Annotated in this window: 19 protein-coding genes; 14 read left to right on the forward strand and 5 right to left on the reverse strand. The window is 66.2% G+C overall.

Annotated features, from left to right (window positions below):
* Window positions 1-41 precede the first annotated feature (41 nt).
* From E4341_RS05295 to E4341_RS05315, 5 genes are all read left to right on the forward strand, one after another.
* Window positions 42-1,568 carry a CHASE3 domain-containing protein gene (locus tag E4341_RS05295; protein WP_205751366.1) on the forward strand — a complete coding sequence of 509 codons (1,527 nt, stop codon included), beginning with the start codon at window positions 42-44 and terminating at the stop codon, window positions 1,566-1,568.
* Complete coding sequence (locus E4341_RS05300; protein ID WP_235551281.1) at window positions 1,565-1,987, forward strand: response regulator; 423 nt, start codon at window positions 1,565-1,567, stop codon at window positions 1,985-1,987. The genes E4341_RS05295 and E4341_RS05300 overlap by 4 nt, the downstream gene beginning before the upstream one ends.
* 77 nt (window positions 1,988-2,064) lie before the next feature.
* On the forward strand, window positions 2,065-3,027 hold the full coding sequence (locus E4341_RS05305) for a histidine kinase dimerization/phosphoacceptor domain -containing protein (protein ID WP_240893654.1): 963 nt from the start codon (window positions 2,065-2,067) through the stop codon (window positions 3,025-3,027).
* A 14-nt stretch (window positions 3,028-3,041) separates the two neighbouring features.
* Complete coding sequence (locus E4341_RS05310) at window positions 3,042-3,485, forward strand: NUDIX domain-containing protein (RefSeq protein WP_165115715.1); 444 nt, start codon at window positions 3,042-3,044, stop codon at window positions 3,483-3,485.
* 84 nt (window positions 3,486-3,569) lie between these two features.
* Window positions 3,570-3,749, forward strand: coding sequence for a CsbD family protein (locus E4341_RS05315; RefSeq protein ID WP_165115717.1), 180 nt, complete (start codon window positions 3,570-3,572; stop codon window positions 3,747-3,749).
* Between the two features lie 66 nt (window positions 3,750-3,815).
* Here E4341_RS05315 and E4341_RS05320 read toward each other — a convergent pair whose 3' ends face one another.
* Genes E4341_RS05320 through E4341_RS05330 form a run of 3 tightly spaced genes read right to left on the reverse strand, consistent with a single transcriptional unit; the run spans window position 3,816 to window position 6,084 of the window.
* Complete coding sequence (locus tag E4341_RS05320) at window positions 3,816-4,313, reverse strand: hypothetical protein (RefSeq protein ID WP_165115719.1); 498 nt, start codon at window positions 4,311-4,313, stop codon at window positions 3,816-3,818.
* A 44-nt stretch (window positions 4,314-4,357) separates the two neighbouring features.
* Window positions 4,358-5,536: a VWA domain-containing protein gene (locus E4341_RS05325; protein ID WP_165115720.1), complete on the reverse strand. Its 1,179-nt coding sequence runs from the start codon at window positions 5,534-5,536 to the stop codon at window positions 4,358-4,360.
* 20 nt (window positions 5,537-5,556) lie between these two features.
* Window positions 5,557-6,084: a GNAT family N-acetyltransferase gene (locus E4341_RS05330; RefSeq protein ID WP_165115721.1), complete on the reverse strand. Its 528-nt coding sequence runs from the start codon at window positions 6,082-6,084 to the stop codon at window positions 5,557-5,559.
* 73 nt (window positions 6,085-6,157) lie between these two features.
* On the opposite strand from E4341_RS05330, the gene E4341_RS05335 reads away from it, so the two are divergent.
* The 5 genes from E4341_RS05335 to dxs all read left to right on the forward strand — a co-directional run bounded on the left by E4341_RS05335 (window position 6,158) and on the right by dxs (window position 11,008).
* Window positions 6,158-7,078, forward strand: coding sequence for a histone deacetylase family protein (locus E4341_RS05335; protein ID WP_165115722.1), 921 nt, complete (start codon window positions 6,158-6,160; stop codon window positions 7,076-7,078).
* A gap of 41 nt (window positions 7,079-7,119) precedes the next feature.
* Complete coding sequence (locus E4341_RS05340) at window positions 7,120-7,782, forward strand: histidine phosphatase family protein (protein ID WP_165115723.1); 663 nt, start codon at window positions 7,120-7,122, stop codon at window positions 7,780-7,782.
* A gap of 48 nt (window positions 7,783-7,830) precedes the next feature.
* On the forward strand, window positions 7,831-8,082 hold the full coding sequence (locus E4341_RS05345) for an exodeoxyribonuclease VII small subunit (protein ID WP_017504472.1): 252 nt from the start codon (window positions 7,831-7,833) through the stop codon (window positions 8,080-8,082).
* Between the two features lie 79 nt (window positions 8,083-8,161).
* Window positions 8,162-9,037 carry a polyprenyl synthetase family protein gene (locus E4341_RS05350; RefSeq protein ID WP_165118583.1) on the forward strand — a complete coding sequence of 292 codons (876 nt, stop codon included), beginning with the start codon at window positions 8,162-8,164 and terminating at the stop codon, window positions 9,035-9,037.
* 57 nt (window positions 9,038-9,094) lie between these two features.
* The gene (gene dxs, locus E4341_RS05355) at window positions 9,095-11,008 is read left to right on the forward strand and encodes a 1-deoxy-D-xylulose-5-phosphate synthase (protein ID WP_156146763.1); all 1,914 of its coding nucleotides are present in this window, start codon (window positions 9,095-9,097) and stop codon (window positions 11,006-11,008) included.
* A 5-nt stretch (window positions 11,009-11,013) separates the two neighbouring features.
* Here the strand turns inward: dxs and E4341_RS05360 are convergent, their stop codons facing one another.
* Both E4341_RS05360 and gcvA read right to left on the reverse strand, forming a co-directional pair.
* Window positions 11,014-11,745 carry an NYN domain-containing protein gene (locus E4341_RS05360; protein ID WP_165115724.1) on the reverse strand — a complete coding sequence of 244 codons (732 nt, stop codon included), beginning with the start codon at window positions 11,743-11,745 and terminating at the stop codon, window positions 11,014-11,016.
* A gap of 46 nt (window positions 11,746-11,791) precedes the next feature.
* Window positions 11,792-12,721, reverse strand: a complete 930-nt coding sequence (gcvA, locus tag E4341_RS05365; protein WP_017504469.1) for a transcriptional regulator GcvA — start codon at window positions 12,719-12,721, stop codon at window positions 11,792-11,794.
* Between the two features lie 124 nt (window positions 12,722-12,845).
* Between gcvA and cysG the strand changes: the two genes are divergently transcribed.
* From cysG to E4341_RS05385, 4 genes are read left to right on the forward strand one after another with little or no spacing between them, the layout of a single operon-like run.
* Window positions 12,846-14,228 (forward strand): siroheme synthase CysG, encoded by a 1,383-nt coding sequence (cysG, locus tag E4341_RS05370; protein WP_165115726.1) that lies wholly within the window; start codon window positions 12,846-12,848, stop codon window positions 14,226-14,228.
* Complete coding sequence (locus E4341_RS05375) at window positions 14,225-14,500, forward strand: DUF2849 domain-containing protein (protein ID WP_165115728.1); 276 nt, start codon at window positions 14,225-14,227, stop codon at window positions 14,498-14,500. The genes cysG and E4341_RS05375 overlap by 4 nt, the downstream gene beginning before the upstream one ends.
* On the forward strand, window positions 14,500-16,167 hold the full coding sequence (locus tag E4341_RS05380; RefSeq protein WP_165115730.1) for a nitrite/sulfite reductase: 1,668 nt from the start codon (window positions 14,500-14,502) through the stop codon (window positions 16,165-16,167). Before E4341_RS05375 ends, E4341_RS05380 begins: the two co-directional genes overlap by 1 nt.
* Window positions 16,154-17,230 carry a phosphoadenylyl-sulfate reductase gene (locus E4341_RS05385; protein ID WP_165115733.1) on the forward strand — a complete coding sequence of 359 codons (1,077 nt, stop codon included), beginning with the start codon at window positions 16,154-16,156 and terminating at the stop codon, window positions 17,228-17,230. The genes E4341_RS05380 and E4341_RS05385 overlap by 14 nt, the downstream gene beginning before the upstream one ends.
* The last annotated feature ends 34 nt before the right edge of the window (window positions 17,231-17,264 follow it).

The raw sequence follows: 17,264 nt of genomic DNA on the forward strand, positions 1-17,264 counted from the left end.
ACGTTTGACGCGGCGACGCACCCCGCTAAAGCTCCGCCGTCATGAGTCCGAACCCCCGATCCCAATGGTCGCGCCTGCGCGACTTCATGCGTACGCCGTCGTTGGCCCGGTCGATCTCGGCCATGCTGATCCTGGCGTTCGGACTGCTGATCGTGGTCAATGCGACGACGTTCGTGATGATCCAGCGCACCGTCGCGTTGAACAAGACCATCGAGCATGCTCAGCAGATGCGGCGCGCCGCGCGTACGGTGCTCATCGCGAGCCTGAACGCCGAAACGTCGCAACGCGGTTTTCTGCTGACGGGACGAAGCGATTTTCTACAGCCCTATCGTGACTCCAGGGCCGACATGGAGCCCGCTCTGGCGTTTCTGGATGAGGGCGCAGCCCTCGATCCGACGCTGAAAGACACCGTCGAACCCATTCACCGTCTGGGTGACAAGAAATGGGACGAGATGGAGCGCACCGTCGCTTTGGCGCGGCAGGGTCGGATCGGGCAGTCGATCCAGGCCGTGCGGTCTGGCGAAGGCAAGCAGTATATGGACGAGCTCCGAGCCGCCATCGAGAAGTTCGACAAGCTGAAGTCCGACAGAATCGACAGCCGACGCCGGGCCTCGGAGCGTTTTGGCTTCCTGACCGTCACGATGAACGCCATCGCGGGGCTTCTGGTCCTCGTTCTTGCTCTGCTCTCGGCCTGGCTGGTGCGGCGTTACGTGGCCGAGATCCAGTCCGCCCGCGCGACCCTGGACGCCGCCAACGCCAGCCTGGAGGACAAGGTTCGCGAGCGCACCGGCGACCTGATGCGCGCGAACGAGGAAATCCAACGCTTCGCCTATATCGTCAGCCACGACCTGCGCGCGCCGCTGGTCAACGTGATGGGCTACACCTCCGAACTGGAGCAGGCGGGCAAGATCGTCGACAAGGCGATCTATGAGGCTGAAAAGACGCGCGTGGTCGATCCGGAGATCGTCACAGCCGTCCGCGAGGAAATGCCCGAGGCCATCGGCTTCATTCGCGCCTCGACCGAGAAGATGGACCGGCTGATCAACGCCATCCTGAAGCTGTCGCGCGAAGGTCGCCGCAACCTGCTTCCAGAACCGCTGGACATGACGACGATGGCCCAGAATATCGCGAACAGCGTCCATCACCAGACCGAAGCCTCGGGCGCACGCATCGATGTGCAGTCGCTGCCCGAGATCGAAAGCGACCGTATTTCGATGGAGCAGATCGTCGGCAACCTGATCGACAACGCCGTCAAATATCTGGATCACGACCGGCCGGGCGAAATTGTCGTGTCGGGCGAAGACGTGCCGGGCGGCTGGGTCGTCTACCGGGTCGCTGACAACGGCCGGGGCATCGCCCCGCGTGACCATGAGCGGATCTTCGAACTCTTCCGCCGCTCCGGAAAACAGGACCGTTCCGGCGAAGGCTTGGGGCTGGCGTTCGTCAGAAATAGCGTGCGCCGCCTGGGCGGCACCATCGACGTCGAGTCCGAACTGGGCAAAGGCTCGACTTTCCTGCTGAAATTCCCCAAACGACTGATCCTGTCTGAACCCGGAGGCGCGCTGTGACGCAACCCGTCAAAATCATCATGGTCGAAGACGACCACGGCCACGCCAAGCTGATCGAAAAGAACATTCGTCGGGCCAACATCAACAACGAGATCAAGCATTTCGACGACGGCGGATCGGCGCTGGACTATCTGTTCAGCGACGAAATCTTGGCTAACGGCCCGCTGTTGATCCTGCTCGACCTCAATCTGCCCGATATGTCTGGAACTGACATTCTGGAAAAGGTGAAGGGCAACGACCGTCTGAAGCGGGCTCCGGTCGTGGTGCTCACGACCACGGACGACAAGGTCGAGATCCAGCGTTGCTACGACCTGGGTTGCAACGTCTACATCACCAAGCCGGTGGATTATGAATCCTTCGCCGGCGCCATCCGTCAGTTGGGCCTGTTCCTGTCGGTGATCCAGGCGCCGGAGATCTGACGATCGACGCGTCCCAGCCCATTCGCCTGCTCTACATCGACGATGATCGGGGTCTGTCCCGACTGGTCGAAAAGGAGCTGGGGCGTCACGGCTATGCCGTTACCTGCGCGCCGGACGGCGATGCGGGGCTGGAACTGTTGCAGCAGCATGACTACGACGTCTGCGCGCTGGACCACTATATGCCGACGCGAGACGGGCTGGACGTCCTGCCGGACATTCTGGCCCTGACGGCGCCGCCTCCGGTCGTCTATGTGACGGGCGCGCAGGATGGGCGGATCGCCGTCGCGGCCCTGCGCGCCGGCGCGGCGGACTATGTGATCAAGGATGTCTCGGAGGACTTCACCTCCCTGTTGCGCTCGGCGCTCGAAGACGCCCTGTCGCGCCGTCGGCTGGAGCGCGAGAATGAACTGGCGCAGGAAGAAATCCGGCGGGCGCGCGATCGGGCCGAGGCGATGCTGCGCGAGGTCAACCACCGCGTCGGCAACTCGCTGCAGCTGGTGTCCAGCTTCATGTCGTTGCAGATGCGCCACGTCACCGATCAGGGCGCCAAGGACGCGCTGCGCGAATCGCAGGCGCGCATCGAGGCCGTCGCCCATGTTCACCGCCGCCTCTACACGTCCGGCGACATGAGCCACGTGGCGATGGACGAATATCTGGTCGGGCTGATGGACGAGCTGTCCAAATCCATCGGGCCAGACGAAGGATCGCCCAAACTGACGTTGGACGCCGAGCCCCTGTCGGTCACGACCGATCAGGCCGTGTCCATCGGCGTCATCGTCACCGAACTGGTCACCAACGCGGTCAAATACGCCTATGCGCCGGGACAGGGCGGCGAGATTCGCATCCATCTGCGCCGCGAGACGGACCATCGCGTGATGCTGACGGTCGAGGACGACGGCCCCGGCCTGGGCGACGGCGCGCCCAAGGGCACGGGCCTGGGCGGCAAGATCATCTCGGCCATGGCGTCTGGCCTGCGGTCGGCGGTCGAGTTCGACGGCGCCCACAAGGGTGTGCGCGCCAGGTTGTCGTTCGACCTCTAGGGTCGGTTTTCATCATGTTGCAGTTCGGCGTTCGCAAACCCGCTACGGATTATCGTCACCGCGCCACCGCGTTCGGCATCGTCGAGCGCGACGGCCTGATCGCCTGTGTGCGCGTCGAACGCGAGGCCGGTCCTTATTTCGATCTTCCCGGCGGCGGATTGGACTTGGAAGAGACCGAGGTTCAGGCGCTGATCCGCGAATTCGTCGAGGAAACCGGCTTGACGGTCGCGCCGCTGAACCGCATCGCCGAGGCCAGCCAATATTTCGTGCGTTCGACGCGCGAGCCGGTGAACAATGTCGGCGGCTTCTGGACGGCGACTGTAGCGGCCGGAAATCCCGATGCGAAATGCGAGGACGACCACACCCTGGTGTGGCTGGATCCGACCTTCGCTATCTCGCGCTTGCGCCACGATTCTCACGCCTGGGCTGTCGCCGTCTGGCTGCGTCGTCCAAGCTGAGCCTTACGGAACAGGCCATTAGCGAAGTCGTTTATTTTTCGAACCGCAACGTTACGTCGCGGCGATGAAAATTAGGAGATTTCCATGGGTGAGCATGACCGTATCGAAGGCGCCGCCAAGAACATCGGTGGCAAGATTAAAGAAGGCGTCGGCAAGGTGACCGGCGACACGAAGATGCAGGCCGAAGGCAAGGCCGATCAGGTCGAAGGCAAGGTCCAGAATACTGTCGGCGGCGTCAAGGACAGCCTGCGCGACAAGGCCTAAGCTTCCCTAGAATGCGCCAAGATGCGAAGCGCCGTCCGCGAAAGCGGGCGGCGTTTTTCTGTCGGATCAGTTCTTGTCGCCCCATAGGGTCAGCGATAGCCCCTTCTTGTCGGCTCCATCGATCGGGCGGCACTCAGAGCTGAACTCGCCCTCGACCGGACGCGGACGACAATCCATTTCGCGCAGGCTCGAGGGCGCGGCCGCCGCGCGAGACTGCGGGCCGCACTGGACCGCATAGTCCGAGCCTGCGACGCTGGCCCGGATCATCTGGCAGTCGCCGGCCATGCCGCTCGGGCGCAGAGCCTCGGGCAGATCGGACCCCATGGCGATGACGAGTTGCTCGCGCACCTTGGTCTGGCATTCGGCCATGGACTTCTGGCCGCGCACCAGCGGACTGCACCGTGCGCGCTCGAAGCCAAATGGATCAGCCAGGCCCCAGGCAGGCACACTGTGCTCGAGCGGCGGTGCCGGCGTTTCAACGACCGTCTCCGGCGCGGTCGCATCCCACACGACGGTCGGCGCAGCTTGTTGGAGGATCAGCAAGGCGAAGGCGGCGGCGATCATGGTCGGACCCTTCGTGAAGTTGCAGGCGGTCGCCCGAACGTCTCCTACCTTGTCAGGGCCCGCATTGCCTTGTCGAGGCCTTCGAGCGTCAGCGGGAACATCCGCTGCTCCATCACCTCGCGCAACAGGCCGACGGAAGCGGTATAATCCCAGTACCGCTCCTGAACGGGATTGAGCCAGACCGACTTCTCCCACTGCTGGCGCGCCCGCTTCATCCATACGGCGCCGGCCTCCTCGTTCCAGTGCTCGACGGAGCCGCCGGGCATGGTGATCTCATAGGGGCTCATCGTCGCATCGCCGACGAAGATGGCGCGCCAGTCGCCAGGGTATTTGTGCAGCAGATCCCACGTCGGGATCCGCTCGGTGTGGCGCCGGCGATTGTCCTTCCAGACGCCTTCGTAGAGGCAGTTGTGGAAGTAGAAGAACTCCAGGTTCTTGAACTCGGTCTTGGCCGCCGAGAACAGCTCCTCAACCAGCTTGATGTGACCGTCCATCGACCCGCCGATGTCGAGGAACAGCAGCACCTTGATCGTATTGCGCCGCTCGGGCCGCATCTGGATGTCCAGCCAGCCCTGACGAGCCGTGCCGTCGATGGTGCCGTCGATATCCAGTTCGTCGGGCGCCCCTTGTCGGGCGAAACGGCGCAGACGACGTAGCGCCACCTTGATGTTGCGGGTGCCCAGTTCGACCGTGTCGTCCAGGTTCTTGAACTCGCGCTTTTCCCAGACCTTGACCGCCCGGCCATGCTTGGCCGGACCGCCGATCCTTACGCCTTCGGGGTTGTAGCCGCCGTGTCCGAAGGGGCTGGTCCCGCCCGTGCCGATCCATTTGGAGCCGCCGGAGTGCCGCTTCTTCTGCTCTTCCAGACGCTGCTTCAGCGTCTCCATCAGCTTGTCGAATCCGCCCAGCGCCTCGATCTGGGCCTTCTCCTCGTCGGTCAGGTATTTTTCGTTCAGCAGCCGCAGCCAGTCCTCGGGAATGTCGGTTGTCAGGTCTTCGCCCGTTCCAACCGACTCGACGCCCTTGAATACCGTCCCGAACACCTGATCGAACCGATCATAGTGTTTCTCGTCCTTGACCAGCACCGCGCGCGACAGGTGATAAAAGGCCTCGACCTCGCGCCCCGCCACGTCGCGATCCATGGCCTCCATCAAATGGAGCCATTCCTTCATTGACACCGGAACCTTGGCGTCGCGCAGGGCGGTGAAGAATGGAAGGAGCATGAGAGGGATGTGAACCCGGATCAGTCGCGCCGCAAGATGAACTCGCGGTCGCACCAAGCGCCGACGGGATAGTCGTACTCGCCTGCCTTCTCGAAGCCGTAGGCGGCATAGAGGCGCCGGGCCTTGTCGTTGCCGCTCCAGACGCCGATCCACAGCGGTCCGTCCGTGTGGGTTTCCATCCAGTTCAGAGAAAGCTTCAGCAGTCTGGTTCCAAGCCCCAGACCTTGCGCCGCCTTGGACACATAGAGCCGGCGCAGTTCCATGTGCGACGGTCTGGCCTCGGGGTGGGGCAGGCCGTTGGGGCCGGCGTTGGCGAAGGCCAGCAGCTCGCCGTCGCGGTCGGCCACCCACCAGGCGCAGTCGGGCTCCGCCAACTTCTTCAGCGTCGGTTCCAGATCGAAACTGGCGTCCAGAAACGCGTTCAGGTCCGCCTCGGGATAGGGGATGCCGAACCCCTCGACGAAAGTGTCGATAAAGGTCTGGCGGCCCAGGGCGCCCAAGGCGGCGGCGTCTTCGGGGCGGGCATGGCGGATCACGATTTCGGTCATGCGTCGGCTCTAGCGCGCGCCTTGGTGCGCGTCACGGGCGACAAGTCCGAAAGCCCGTCGTATCGTCGCTTCAATGTCCCTGCCGATCTTCACCCATCCGTCCATGCTGTCCCACACGCCGGGCGCGGGCCATCCCGAAAGTCCCGAGCGGCTGAAGGCGGTGCTGGATGCTCTGGACGACGCAAGCCTGGCCCGCGACCGGCGCGCCGCCACGCAGGCCGAGGTTGTAGATCTGGAGCGGGTGCATCCCGCCGCCTATGTCGCGCGCCTGCTGGACGCCTCGCCGGTCGCCGGCATGGTCCAACTGGATGCCGACACCGTCCTTTCACCCGGCAGCGTACCGGCGGCGCGGCTGGCGGCGGGGGCGGCGATCAATGCGGTGAGGGCCGTGGCGCGGGGCGAGATGGACCGCGCCTTCGCCGCCGTGCGCCCGCCGGGCCACCACGCCGAGCCGGACCGCGCGATGGGATTTTGCCTGTTCTCCTCCGTCGCCGTCGCGGCTCGCGCGGCTCAATCTGAAGGGATGGCGCGGGTGGCGGTGGTCGATTTCGACGTTCACCACGGCAATGGCACCCAGGCGGCGTTCGAAGACGACGACAGCCTGTTCCTGGCCTCCATCCATCAGATGCCGCTCTATCCCGGCACGGGCGCGGCGTCAGAGACAGGCGTCGGCAATATCGTCAATGCCCCCGTCGCGCCCCATGCGGCGCGCGAGAACTGGCGTGCGACCTTCGCCGGCGGATTGATGCCGGCGCTGGAATCGTTCCGGCCGGACCTGATCCTGATCTCGGCTGGTTTCGACGCCCACAGGCGCGATCCACTGGCGCATCAGTCGCTGGAGGCCGAGGATTTCGCTTGGGCGACGCGTGCGATTCTGGAGGTCGCGCGTCGGACCTGTTCGGGCAAGGTTGTGTCGGCGCTTGAGGGCGGTTACGACCTTGAAGGACTAGGCCGCTCTGCGGTCGCCCACGTCGCTGCGCTCGGGGAGGACTGAGGACGCCTAACGCCTTGAAACCAAAGGCCCGTCCGTTTGTCATGTCAGCCCCCGCCTTGTCCCTCGATTCGACCGAACCGTCCGTATCCCCGCCTGACGCTGAACCATCCGTCGGCGCGCTTGTCGCTGTCCGTCCCGGCGCCATCATCCTGACGCGTCACGGCGAGCCAGCCCTGTCGCGCAAGTGTCTGATCTCTGCGCGCCAGTACGGCGACTGGTGGGCGAAATATGAGATCGGCGGCCTGCTGGCCGGCCAGACCCCGCCGCCCGAACTGGTTGCTGCCGCCCAAGGGGCTGGGGCCATCTACGCCTCGACCCGTCAGCGCGCCCAGGAAACCGCCGCTGCTGTCGCTGCGGGGCGTGAGGTCATGGCCGACGTCATGTTCATCGAGGCGCCCCTGCCGCCGCCGCCGATTCCAGAATGGATCAAGCTGTCGCCCAAATGGTGGGGCGTGGTGTCGCGCTTCTGGTGGCACGCCTTCGATCATCACGGCGGCCAGGAAACCCGCGCCCAGGCCGAGGCGCGGGCCGATCAGGCGGCGCAAAAGTTGATTGCACGCGCCGAGAGCGGTCAGGACGTGCTGGTCTTCGCCCATGGCTATTTCAACCATATGGTCGGGCGCGCGCTGAAGGCCGACGGCTGGAAGCTGGTCCAGAACCAAGGCTTCAAATACTGGTCGCAGCGTCGCTACGAGAAACGATAGCCGCTTCTGACGTTGATGCGCCCCGCGCGCGCCTCTAGGGTCCGCGCCATGACCGATACCGCCGCCGCCATCCCCGCCGATCTCAGCTTCGAAGACGCCCTGAAGCGCCTGGAGACCATCGTGTCTCGCCTGGAATCCGGCCAGGCGCCGCTGGAAGAATCGATCGCCCTCTATGAAGAGGGCGCCAAGCTGAAGGCGCATTGCGAGGCGCGGCTGAAGGCGGCTCAACTGCGTGTGGAAAAGATCGTGGTCGGCCCGGACGGTCAGGCCAAGGGCGTCGAGGCGGCGTCGTTCGAATGATCCCTGCTTCGTCTTCGAGCCTGGTCTGGAGCCGGTTTTCGTGAACCGGGTCATCGCCGCGAACTCGCCGGAACAGGCGGTGATCGATCGCGTGGCTGAGGTCGCCGATCTGGTCACGGTAGCGCTGGATGAACTGCTACCGCGCGCCGAGGGCCCGGAATCCCGCCTGACCGAGGCGATGCGCTATGCGGCGCTGGGTCCCGGCAAACGCTTGCGGCCGTTCTTCGCGCTGGAGGCCGCACGCCTTTTCGATATCGATGAGCGATCGGTATTGCGCGCCGCCTGCGCGCTGGAATGCGTCCACGCCTATAGCCTGGTTCACGACGACCTGCCGTGCATGGACGACGACGACGTGCGCCGGGGTCGGCCGACCGTTCACCGGGCCTATGACGAGGCGACGGCGGTGCTGGCCGGCGATGCGCTGCAGACGGCCGCCTTTGACATCATCCTGCATGACGACACCCATGAGGATGCGGCCGTGCGCTGTGAACTGGCGGCGCGGCTGTCGCTGGCGTCCGGCGCGCGGGGCATGGCGGGCGGTCAGATGATCGATCTGCTGGGCGTGCGTGACGACCTGGGCGGCGTGGCCCGGATGCAGCGGCTCAAGACCGGCGCTCTGTTCGCTTACGCCTTCGAAATTCCTCTGATCATCGCCGAAGCCTCGGCCCAACATCGCCACGCTCTGATCAGCTTCGCCCACGATGTCGGCCTGGCCTATCAGATCGTCGACGACCTGCTGGATGCTGAAGGGTCGGCCGAGGAAATGGGCAAGGCTGCCGGGGGCAAGGACGCGGCTCTCGGCAAGACCAACTTCGTCACCCTGCTGGGTCTGGAAGCGGCGCGGCAAAGGGTCGCGCATCTCGCCAATCAAGCCCGTTCGCATCTGGAGCCGTTCGGCGACGAGGCCGAAATCCTCAGGGCCAGCGTGGACTTTGTGCTAAAGCGCCGGTCCTGATACGAAACGTTGAACCGACCTGCGGGTTGATCGACCAGACTTTCCAAGGTTTTACGGCTGATGCCCGACACCCCGCTACTCGACACCGTCAAGACGCCCGCCGACACGCGGGACTTCGATATCGCCCAGTTGAAACAGCTGGCGCAGGAGGTGCGGGCCGAGACAATCGACGCCGTGTCCGTCACCGGCGGCCATCTGGGCGCGGGGCTGGGCGTGGTCGAACTGACCACGGCGCTGCACCATGTGTTCGAGACGCCCAAGGACATCCTGATCTGGGACGTCGGGCATCAGTGCTATCCGCACAAGATCCTGACCGGACGGCGCGACCGCATCCGCACCCTGCGCCAGGGCGGCGGCCTGTCGGGCTTCACCAAGCGCAGCGAGAGCGAATACGATCCTTTCGGCGCGGCCCACGCCTCGACTTCCATCAGCGCCGCCCTGGGCTTCGCCGCCGCGCGCGATCAGAAGGGTGAGAAGAACCGCGTCGTAGCGGTCATCGGCGACGGCTCCATGTCCGCCGGCATGGCCTATGAGGCGATGAACAACGCCGCCGAGGCGACCAGCGGCCAGCTGATGGTCATCCTGAACGACAACGACATGTCGATCGCGCCGCCGGTTGGCGGGATGAGCGCCTATCTGGCCGGCCTGGTGTCGGGCGGCGCCTATCAGAACGTCCGCCGCCTGGGCAAGACGGTGGCCCAGCACCTGCCGCGCCCCTTCCGCAAGGCGGCCAAGAAGGCCGAGGAATACGCTCGCGGCATGGTCACCGGCGGCACCTTCTTCGAAGAGTTGGGCTTCTATTATGTCGGTCCGATCGACGGCCACGACATGGACAATCTGGTGCCAATCCTGAAGAAGGCGGCCGCCATCGAGGACCGCCCGGTGCTGGTCCACGTCGTGACGCAGAAGGGCAAGGGCTACGCCCCCGCCGAAAGCAGCGCCGACAAACTCCATGCGGTCGTCAAGTTCGACGTGGTCTCGGGCAAGCAGGCCAAGGCCATCTCCAACGCCCCCAGCTACACCAAGGTGTTCGGAACCGAGCTGATCAAACACGCCAAGGTCGATCCGTCGATCGTGGCAATCACGGCGGCCATGCCGTCCGGCACGGGTCTGGACTTGTTCGGTCAGGCCTTCCCCGAGCGGACCTATGACGTCGGCATCGCTGAACAGCACGCGGTCACCTTCGCGGCCGGTCTGGCGGCGGACGGCATGAAGCCGGTCTGCGCGATCTATTCGACCTTCCTTCAGCGCGGTTACGACCAGGTGGTCCACGACGTGGCGATCCAGTCGCTGCCTGTCCGTTTCGCCATGGACCGGGCGGGCCTGGTTGGGTCGGATGGCGCCACGCACGCGGGATCGTTCGACATCGGCTTCATGGGCGCGCTGCCCGGCATGGTGCTGATGGCCGCCGCCGACGAGGCCGAACTGGCGGCGATGATCTCGACCAGCCTGGCCATCGACGACCGGCCCAGCGCCTTCCGATATCCGCGCGGCGACGGCGTGGGCGTGGAGATTCCGGAACTCGCTGCGCCGCTTGAGATCGGCAAGGGCCGGATCGTGCGCGAGGGGACTTCGGTCGCCATCCTTAGCCTGGGCACCCGTCTGCAGGAATCACTGAAGGCGGCGGACATGCTGGCCGCCAAGGGCGTGTCGGCCACCGTCGCCGACGCCCGCTTCGCCAAGCCGCTGGACGCCGATCTGATCCTGCGTCTGGCGCGCGAGCACGAGGCCCTGATCACGGTCGAAGAAGGCGCCATGGGCGGCTTCGGCGCCTTCGTGCTGCAACTGCTGGCCGAAAAGGGCGCGCTGGACGGCGGGCTCAAGATCCGCACCCTGAACCTGCCCGACGTCTTCCAGGACCAGGATGCGCCCATGGCGATGTACGCCCAGGCCGGCCTGAACGCCGAACACATCACCGCCGCCGCGCTTCAGGCCCTCGGCGTTTCCGCGAGCCAAGCCGTCCGCGCGTAAACGCGTCAGGCGCGGTCGCGAATTCGCATCGCGCCGCGTTCGCCGGTCTCGACCTCGAACCGGCCGGTCGCGCGGATCAGGTCTGACAGCTTGGCGTAGCCATAGGTGCGCTGATCGAAGTCGGGATGGGCGTTGCGCAGCCGATTGCCGATGCCGCCCACCGCCACCCAGCCGTCGCCGTCCTCGTCCATGTCGGCGATGATGGCCGCGATCAGTCGCGCCGCTTCGGATGGCTTGCGCTTGGTCGCCGTCGCCTCGGCCACGGGCGACTTGGCCCCGGCGTCGACTGTAACCGGCGCGATCAGGTTCTCGGTATAGATGAAGCGGGTGCAGGCCTGACGGAAGCTTTCGGGCGTCTTCTGCTCGCCGAAACCATAGACATCGACGCCTTCCTCGCGGATGCGCGCCGCCAGTCGGGTGAAGTCAGCGTCCGACGACACCAGGCAGAAACCGTCGAATCGCCCTGAATGCAGCAGGTCCATCGCATCGATGATCAAGGCGATGTCGCCCGAGTTCTTGCCCTTGGTGTTGGCGAAGTTCTGCTGCGGCTGGATGGCGAAACGAGCCAGGACCCGCGTCCAGCCGGCGATCTGCGGGCTGGCGAAGTCGCCGTATATTCGCCGCGCCGAGGCCTCGCCCAAGGTGGCGATTTCGCTGAAGAGCGCCTCTGCGATGCGGGCGGAAGCGTTCTCCGCATCGATCAGGACCGCGAGGCGAGGGGCCTTGTCGTCAGCCATGGCGGATGTCCTTTTCCTGCGCCGCCAGTCTGCGGTGAAACGGACCCTACAACTGACCCATCGTATTGTCGTGATCCACGGCCTGTTTCTTCAGCCAGCCGACAAAAGCCGTCGCGCTGGGCGAAGGCGGCCGGTCGCGGGGTTGGACCACATAATAGGCAAAGCCGACCGCTTCCGAGCCATCGGGGAACGGCGCAACCAGCCGCCCCGACGCCAGGTCCGCCTGGGCCAGGGTGCGTTTGGCCAGCGCCACGCCGCGCCCCGATATGGCGGCCTCGATCAACAGACCTGACTGGTTGAAACGCGAGCCTCGACGCGGGTCGGGGTGACGAATGCCACGCGCCTTCAGCCACATGGCCCAGTCCGGGCGGCTGGGGTCGCCGTCGTTGGACATGTCGTGCAACAGGGTGTGTCCGATCAGGTCGGCGGGCTTACGGATCGGCTTGTCGCCATCCATCAGCGATGGGGCGCAGACGGGCAGGACCGTTTCGGTCATCAGCCGATCGACCGTCAGGCCGGGATAGTCGCCGGGACCGTAGCGCACCGCCAGATCCACCTTGCCCTCGCTCAGGTCCGCCGGCTCCATGTCTGCCGAGATCCACAGTTCGATCTCGGGATGGGCGGTATGGAAGTCGTCCATGCGCGGCATCAGCCATTTGGAGGCGAAGCCGGGCGCTACGCTAATCGACACCTGTTTGCGACGCGGGGGTTCGCGCAACAGGGCCGACGCGTCCATCAGCCGCTCGAACCCCTCGCGCAGCAGCGGCACGGAGGAACGGCCCAGGTCGGTCAGTTGCAGGCCCCGCGCCTCGCGCACGAACAGCGGCCCGCCGACGATGTCTTCCAAGAGGCGGATTTGCTGGCTGACCGCGCCGGGCGTCACCGACAGTTCGTCGGCGGCGCGCGAGAAGTTCAGATGACGCGCAGCCGCCTCGAAGGCGCGCAGGGCGTTGAGCGGGAGCAGGGGACGGGCCATCGCGGATAGAAATCCTATCAGCGAGACAAAGGCAATCTGGTTTGCGGCTCTGGACAGGGAAGACGAAGGTTCGCGCCCTGCCGTCGTCCCTGTTTCCTCTCCCGACGGCCCAGAAAGCAAGACGATGCGTGTATTTCTCGCCTCCATTCCGCTGGAGGCCGCAAAGATCGTGATCATCGGCGGCGGCGAGCCGGCGTTGGCCAAGCTGCGACTGTTCCTGAACACGCCGGCCGAGGTGGTCTGGTTCGCACCGGACGGCGCGCCGCCGAAGATCGAGACGCCTTTGACGTCGCCCGAGCCGATGCTGCGCGCGCCGGAGGCTGGCGACCTGGCGGGCGCGCGTCTGGTGTTCATGGCGTTGGACGACGCTGATGAGCTGACGCGGTTGGTCGCCCTGGCGCGGGCGGCGGGGGCTCAGGTCAATGTGGTGGACAAGCCGCATCTGAGCGATTTCCAGACCCCTGCCCTGATCGACCGCGACCAGGTCGTGATCGGCGTGGCGACCGGCGGATCGGCGCCCATTCTGGCGCGGGATATCCGCACGGCCATTGAGGGCGTGCTGCCCGCCGGACTGGCGAATGTGGCGCGGCTGGCGCGCGAGTTGCGCGATACGGTCAAGGCCAGCGTGCCGGACTTCATGGCGCGCCGTCGCTTCTGGGAGAAGGCCTTCCGGGGTCCGGCCGTGACGCTGGCGGCGGAAGGTCGGACGGCCGAGGCCCGGCGCGAGATGCTGCGCCTGTTGAACTCGGCCGCACCCGAACAGGGCGTGGTCCACATCGTCGGCGCAGGGCCGGGCGACCCGGAACTGCTGACCCTGAAGGCGCTGCGGGTCTTGCAGGACGCCGACGTCATCATCCACGACCGTCTTGTGCCCGAGGCGGTGCTGGAGCGGGCGCGGCGCGACGCCAAGCGTCTGTATGTGGGTAAGGCACGCGGCGAGCACTCGGTGCCGCAGGATCAGATCGAGGCCCTGATGATCGAGGAGGCCCGCGCCGGTCATCGGGTCGTGCGACTGAAGGGCGGCGATCCCTTCGTCTTCGGTCGCGGCGGCGAGGAGCTGGAGGCCATGCGGGCGGCCGGCGTGCCGGTCTTCGTGGTGCCCGGTGTGACGGCGGCCCTGGCCTGCGCGGCCTCGGCGGGCATCCCCCTGACCCATCGCGATCACGCCCAGGCGGTCACCTTCGTGACGGCCCAGGCCAAACCGGGCGGCGTCGAGGCCGACTGGACGCGGCTGGCCGGAACGAACCACACCCTGGCCATCTATATGGGCACGGACCGAGCCGAGGAGACGGCTGCGCGCCTGATTGCGGCGGGTCGCTCGCCCTTGACACCCGTCGCCATTGTCGAGAACGGCAGCCGCCCGGACGAGCGGGTTCTGAGCGGGCGACTGGACGGGCTGGGCGCCCTGGTGCGCGGCGCGAACCTCGCCGGCCCGGCCCTGTTGTTCGTCGGCGAGACGGCCGCCTTCTCCGCTGTCGCCGAGACGCGGACGGAGGCGGCGGCGTGAAGGTCGTCACCGCAAACCGCCTGTCGGACGGCCGCGTCATCTATGCGGGCGTCGGCAACCAGCCGGTCGAGCACATCAATCAGGCTTCGGTGCTGGACGATACGGCGGCCGAACTCGTGCTGGCTGATGTCGCCGGGCGGCCGGACGTCTTCGTGAATCCCTATCTGTTCGACGTTCAGGACCGCACGCCGTCAGGCCGCGACAGACTCAAAGAGCGCATCCGCGCGACCGGGCCGACCGTAGGCAACAGCCTGGCGCGGGAGCCCGCCTGATGTATCGCTATGACGAGTTCGACCACGCCTTGGTGCGTGAACGGGTCGAGGAATTCTCGGACCAGGTGGCGCGCCGCGCATCCGGCGCCCTGACCGAGGACGAGTTCAAGCCGCTGCGGCTGATGAACGGGGTCTATCTGCAACTGCACGCCTATATGCTGCGCGTCGCCATTCCCTATGGCGTGATGAGCAGTCGTCAGATGCGCCGGCTGGGCCATATCGCGCGGACCTACGACAAGGGCTACGGTCACTTCACCACCCGCTGCAACATCCAGTACAACTGGCCGGCCCTGACCGACCTGCCGGCGATCCTGAGCGATCTGGCCGATGTCGAGATGCACGCCATCCAGACCTCGGGCAACTGCATCCGCAACACCACCACCGACGTCTTCGCCGGGGCCGCCGGCGACGAGATCGAGGATCCGCGTCCCTGGTGCGAGATCATCCGTCAGTGGTCCACCATCCACCCCGAATTCTCCTTCCTGCCGCGCAAGTTCAAGATCGCGGTGATCGGGGCCGAGAAGGATCGGGCGGCGATCCGCACCCACGATGTCGGCCTTCAGATCGTCAAGGGCGAGGATGGCGGAACCGCCTTCCGCGTCTTCGTCGGCGGCGGGCAGGGACGTCTGCCGCATATCGCGCAGGAGATCGCCCCGGCCGTGCCTGCGGCGGACCTTCTGGCCTATCTGACCGCCATCCTGCGGGCTTGGAACCTGCTGGGTCGGCGCGACAAAATCCACAAGGCGCGGATTAAGATCCTGGTCGCCTCGCTAGGGATCGAGGCCTTCCGCGAGGAGGTGGACAAGCATTACGCCACCTTGCGCCACGAGGATCTGCGCATCCCCGAGGACGAGGCCGCGCGCATTCAGGCCTATTTCGCCTCGCCGTTGTTCGAGGCCCTGCCCAAGACCAGCGCCCCATTCGACCGCGCCCTGCTGGCCGATCCCGACTTCGCCCGGTTCGCCCGCAACAACGTCCGCCGTCATCGCCAGTCTGGCTACGCCTCGGTGGTGGTGTCGCTGAAGCCGGTCGGGGGCGTGCCCGGCGACATCACGGCTGACCAAATGGACGCGGTGGCGGACCTGGCCGAGCGCTATGCGTTCGACGAACTGCGCGCCGCCTATGAGCAGAACCTGGTCCTGCCGCATGTGAAGCTGGACGACGTGCCGACTCTTTGGCGAGCGCTGCGAGAGGCGGGGCTGGCGACGGCCAACGCCGATCTGGCGACCGACGTGATCGCCTGCCCGGGCCTGGACTATTGCAGCCTCGCCAACGCCCGCTCGATCCCGGTGGCCCAGGCCCTGTCGAAGCGGCTGGCGGACATGGACTATCAGGAGAAGCTGGGGCCGGTCCGCATCAATATGAGCGGATGCATCAACGCCTGCGGCCACCACCACGTCGGCCACATCGGCGTGCTGGGCGTCGATCGCAAGGGCGAGGAATATTACCAGATCACCGTCGGCGGCTCGCCCGACGAACAGGCGGCTCTGGGCGACATCGTGGGCAAGAGCCTGCCGGCAGACGAGGTCGCGCCGGCCATCCACCGGACCCTCGACCGCTATCTGCAAATCCGCACGGACGGCGAGCGGTTCATTGACACGGTGCGCCGCGTCGGACCCGATCCCTTCCGCGACGCCATTTATGAGACGCTCGATGCAACGGCTTGAGGGCATACAGAACGGGCTGCGCCTGTCGGTGACGACCCCGCTGGAGGAGGTTGAGACGGCCGCCGCAAGCGAAGACACGCTGGTGCTGGAGTTCGACGCCTTCCGCGACGGACGCGGCTTCTCGCTGGCGGCGGTGCTGCGAGAGCGCGGTTACGCCGGGCGGCTGATCGCGGCGGGCAAGGTCCTGCCGGATCAGGCGCGACACCTTCGGCGTTCGGGCTTCGACGCGGTGGAACTGACCGAGGGCGCGGATGCGGCCGCCTGGGACCGGATGGACCGGGCGTTCAGCGGCGCCTATCAGCCGGCGGTCGATCCCGCGCCGACGATCTGGCAGCGTCGGCGTGCGGCGTCGAACGACCGCGACCTGGACGCGCTGGCCGAACGGCTGAACCGCGAGACCGAGGGCCTAGACGCGTCCGAAATCCTGAAGGCGGCGCTGGATCCGGCGCTGGGCCTGCGGGTCGGCGCCATCTCGTCCTTCGGCGCCGAGTCCGCCGCCCTGCTGGACATCATCGCCGGCGAGGACAAGACCGTGCCGGTGGTGTTTCTGGAGACAGGCCAGCATTTCCTCCAGACCCTGTCCTATCGCACGCAACTGACCAAGGCGCTGGGCCTGACCGACGTGCGGCTGGTTACGCCGGATGCGGGCGAGAAGGCGACGCTGGATGCGCGCGACGACCTGTGGAAGACCGACGCCGACGCCTGCTGCGATCTGCGGAAGGTGCGGCCGCTGGCGCGGGCGACCGCCGGGTTCAATGCGCTCATCACCGGACGTAAACGCTATCAATCCGCCACGCGGGCAAAGCTGAAGCCGTTCGAGGTGTTGGACGAAGTGCTGCGGATCAATCCCCTGGCCAACTGGGACGCCGACGACGTGGAGGCCTGGCTGGAGGAGAACGATCTGCCGCGCCATCCGCTGGTCGAGCAGGGCTATGCCTCCATCGGATGCTGGCCCTGCACCCGTGCGGTCCAGGACGGCGAAGACGCCCGCGCCGGACGTTGGTCGGGCATGGACAAGGTCGAGTGCGGCATCCACTTAGGGCAACGCCAGGCCGCCGCCTGATCCGCCCTGTTTCGACCTTCGCCTGAAAGCCCAA

Origin of the sequence: Brevundimonas sp. 'scallop', from assembly GCF_011045535.1 — a bacterium.
Classification (GTDB): Bacteria; Pseudomonadota; Alphaproteobacteria; order Caulobacterales; family Caulobacteraceae; genus Brevundimonas; species Brevundimonas vesicularis.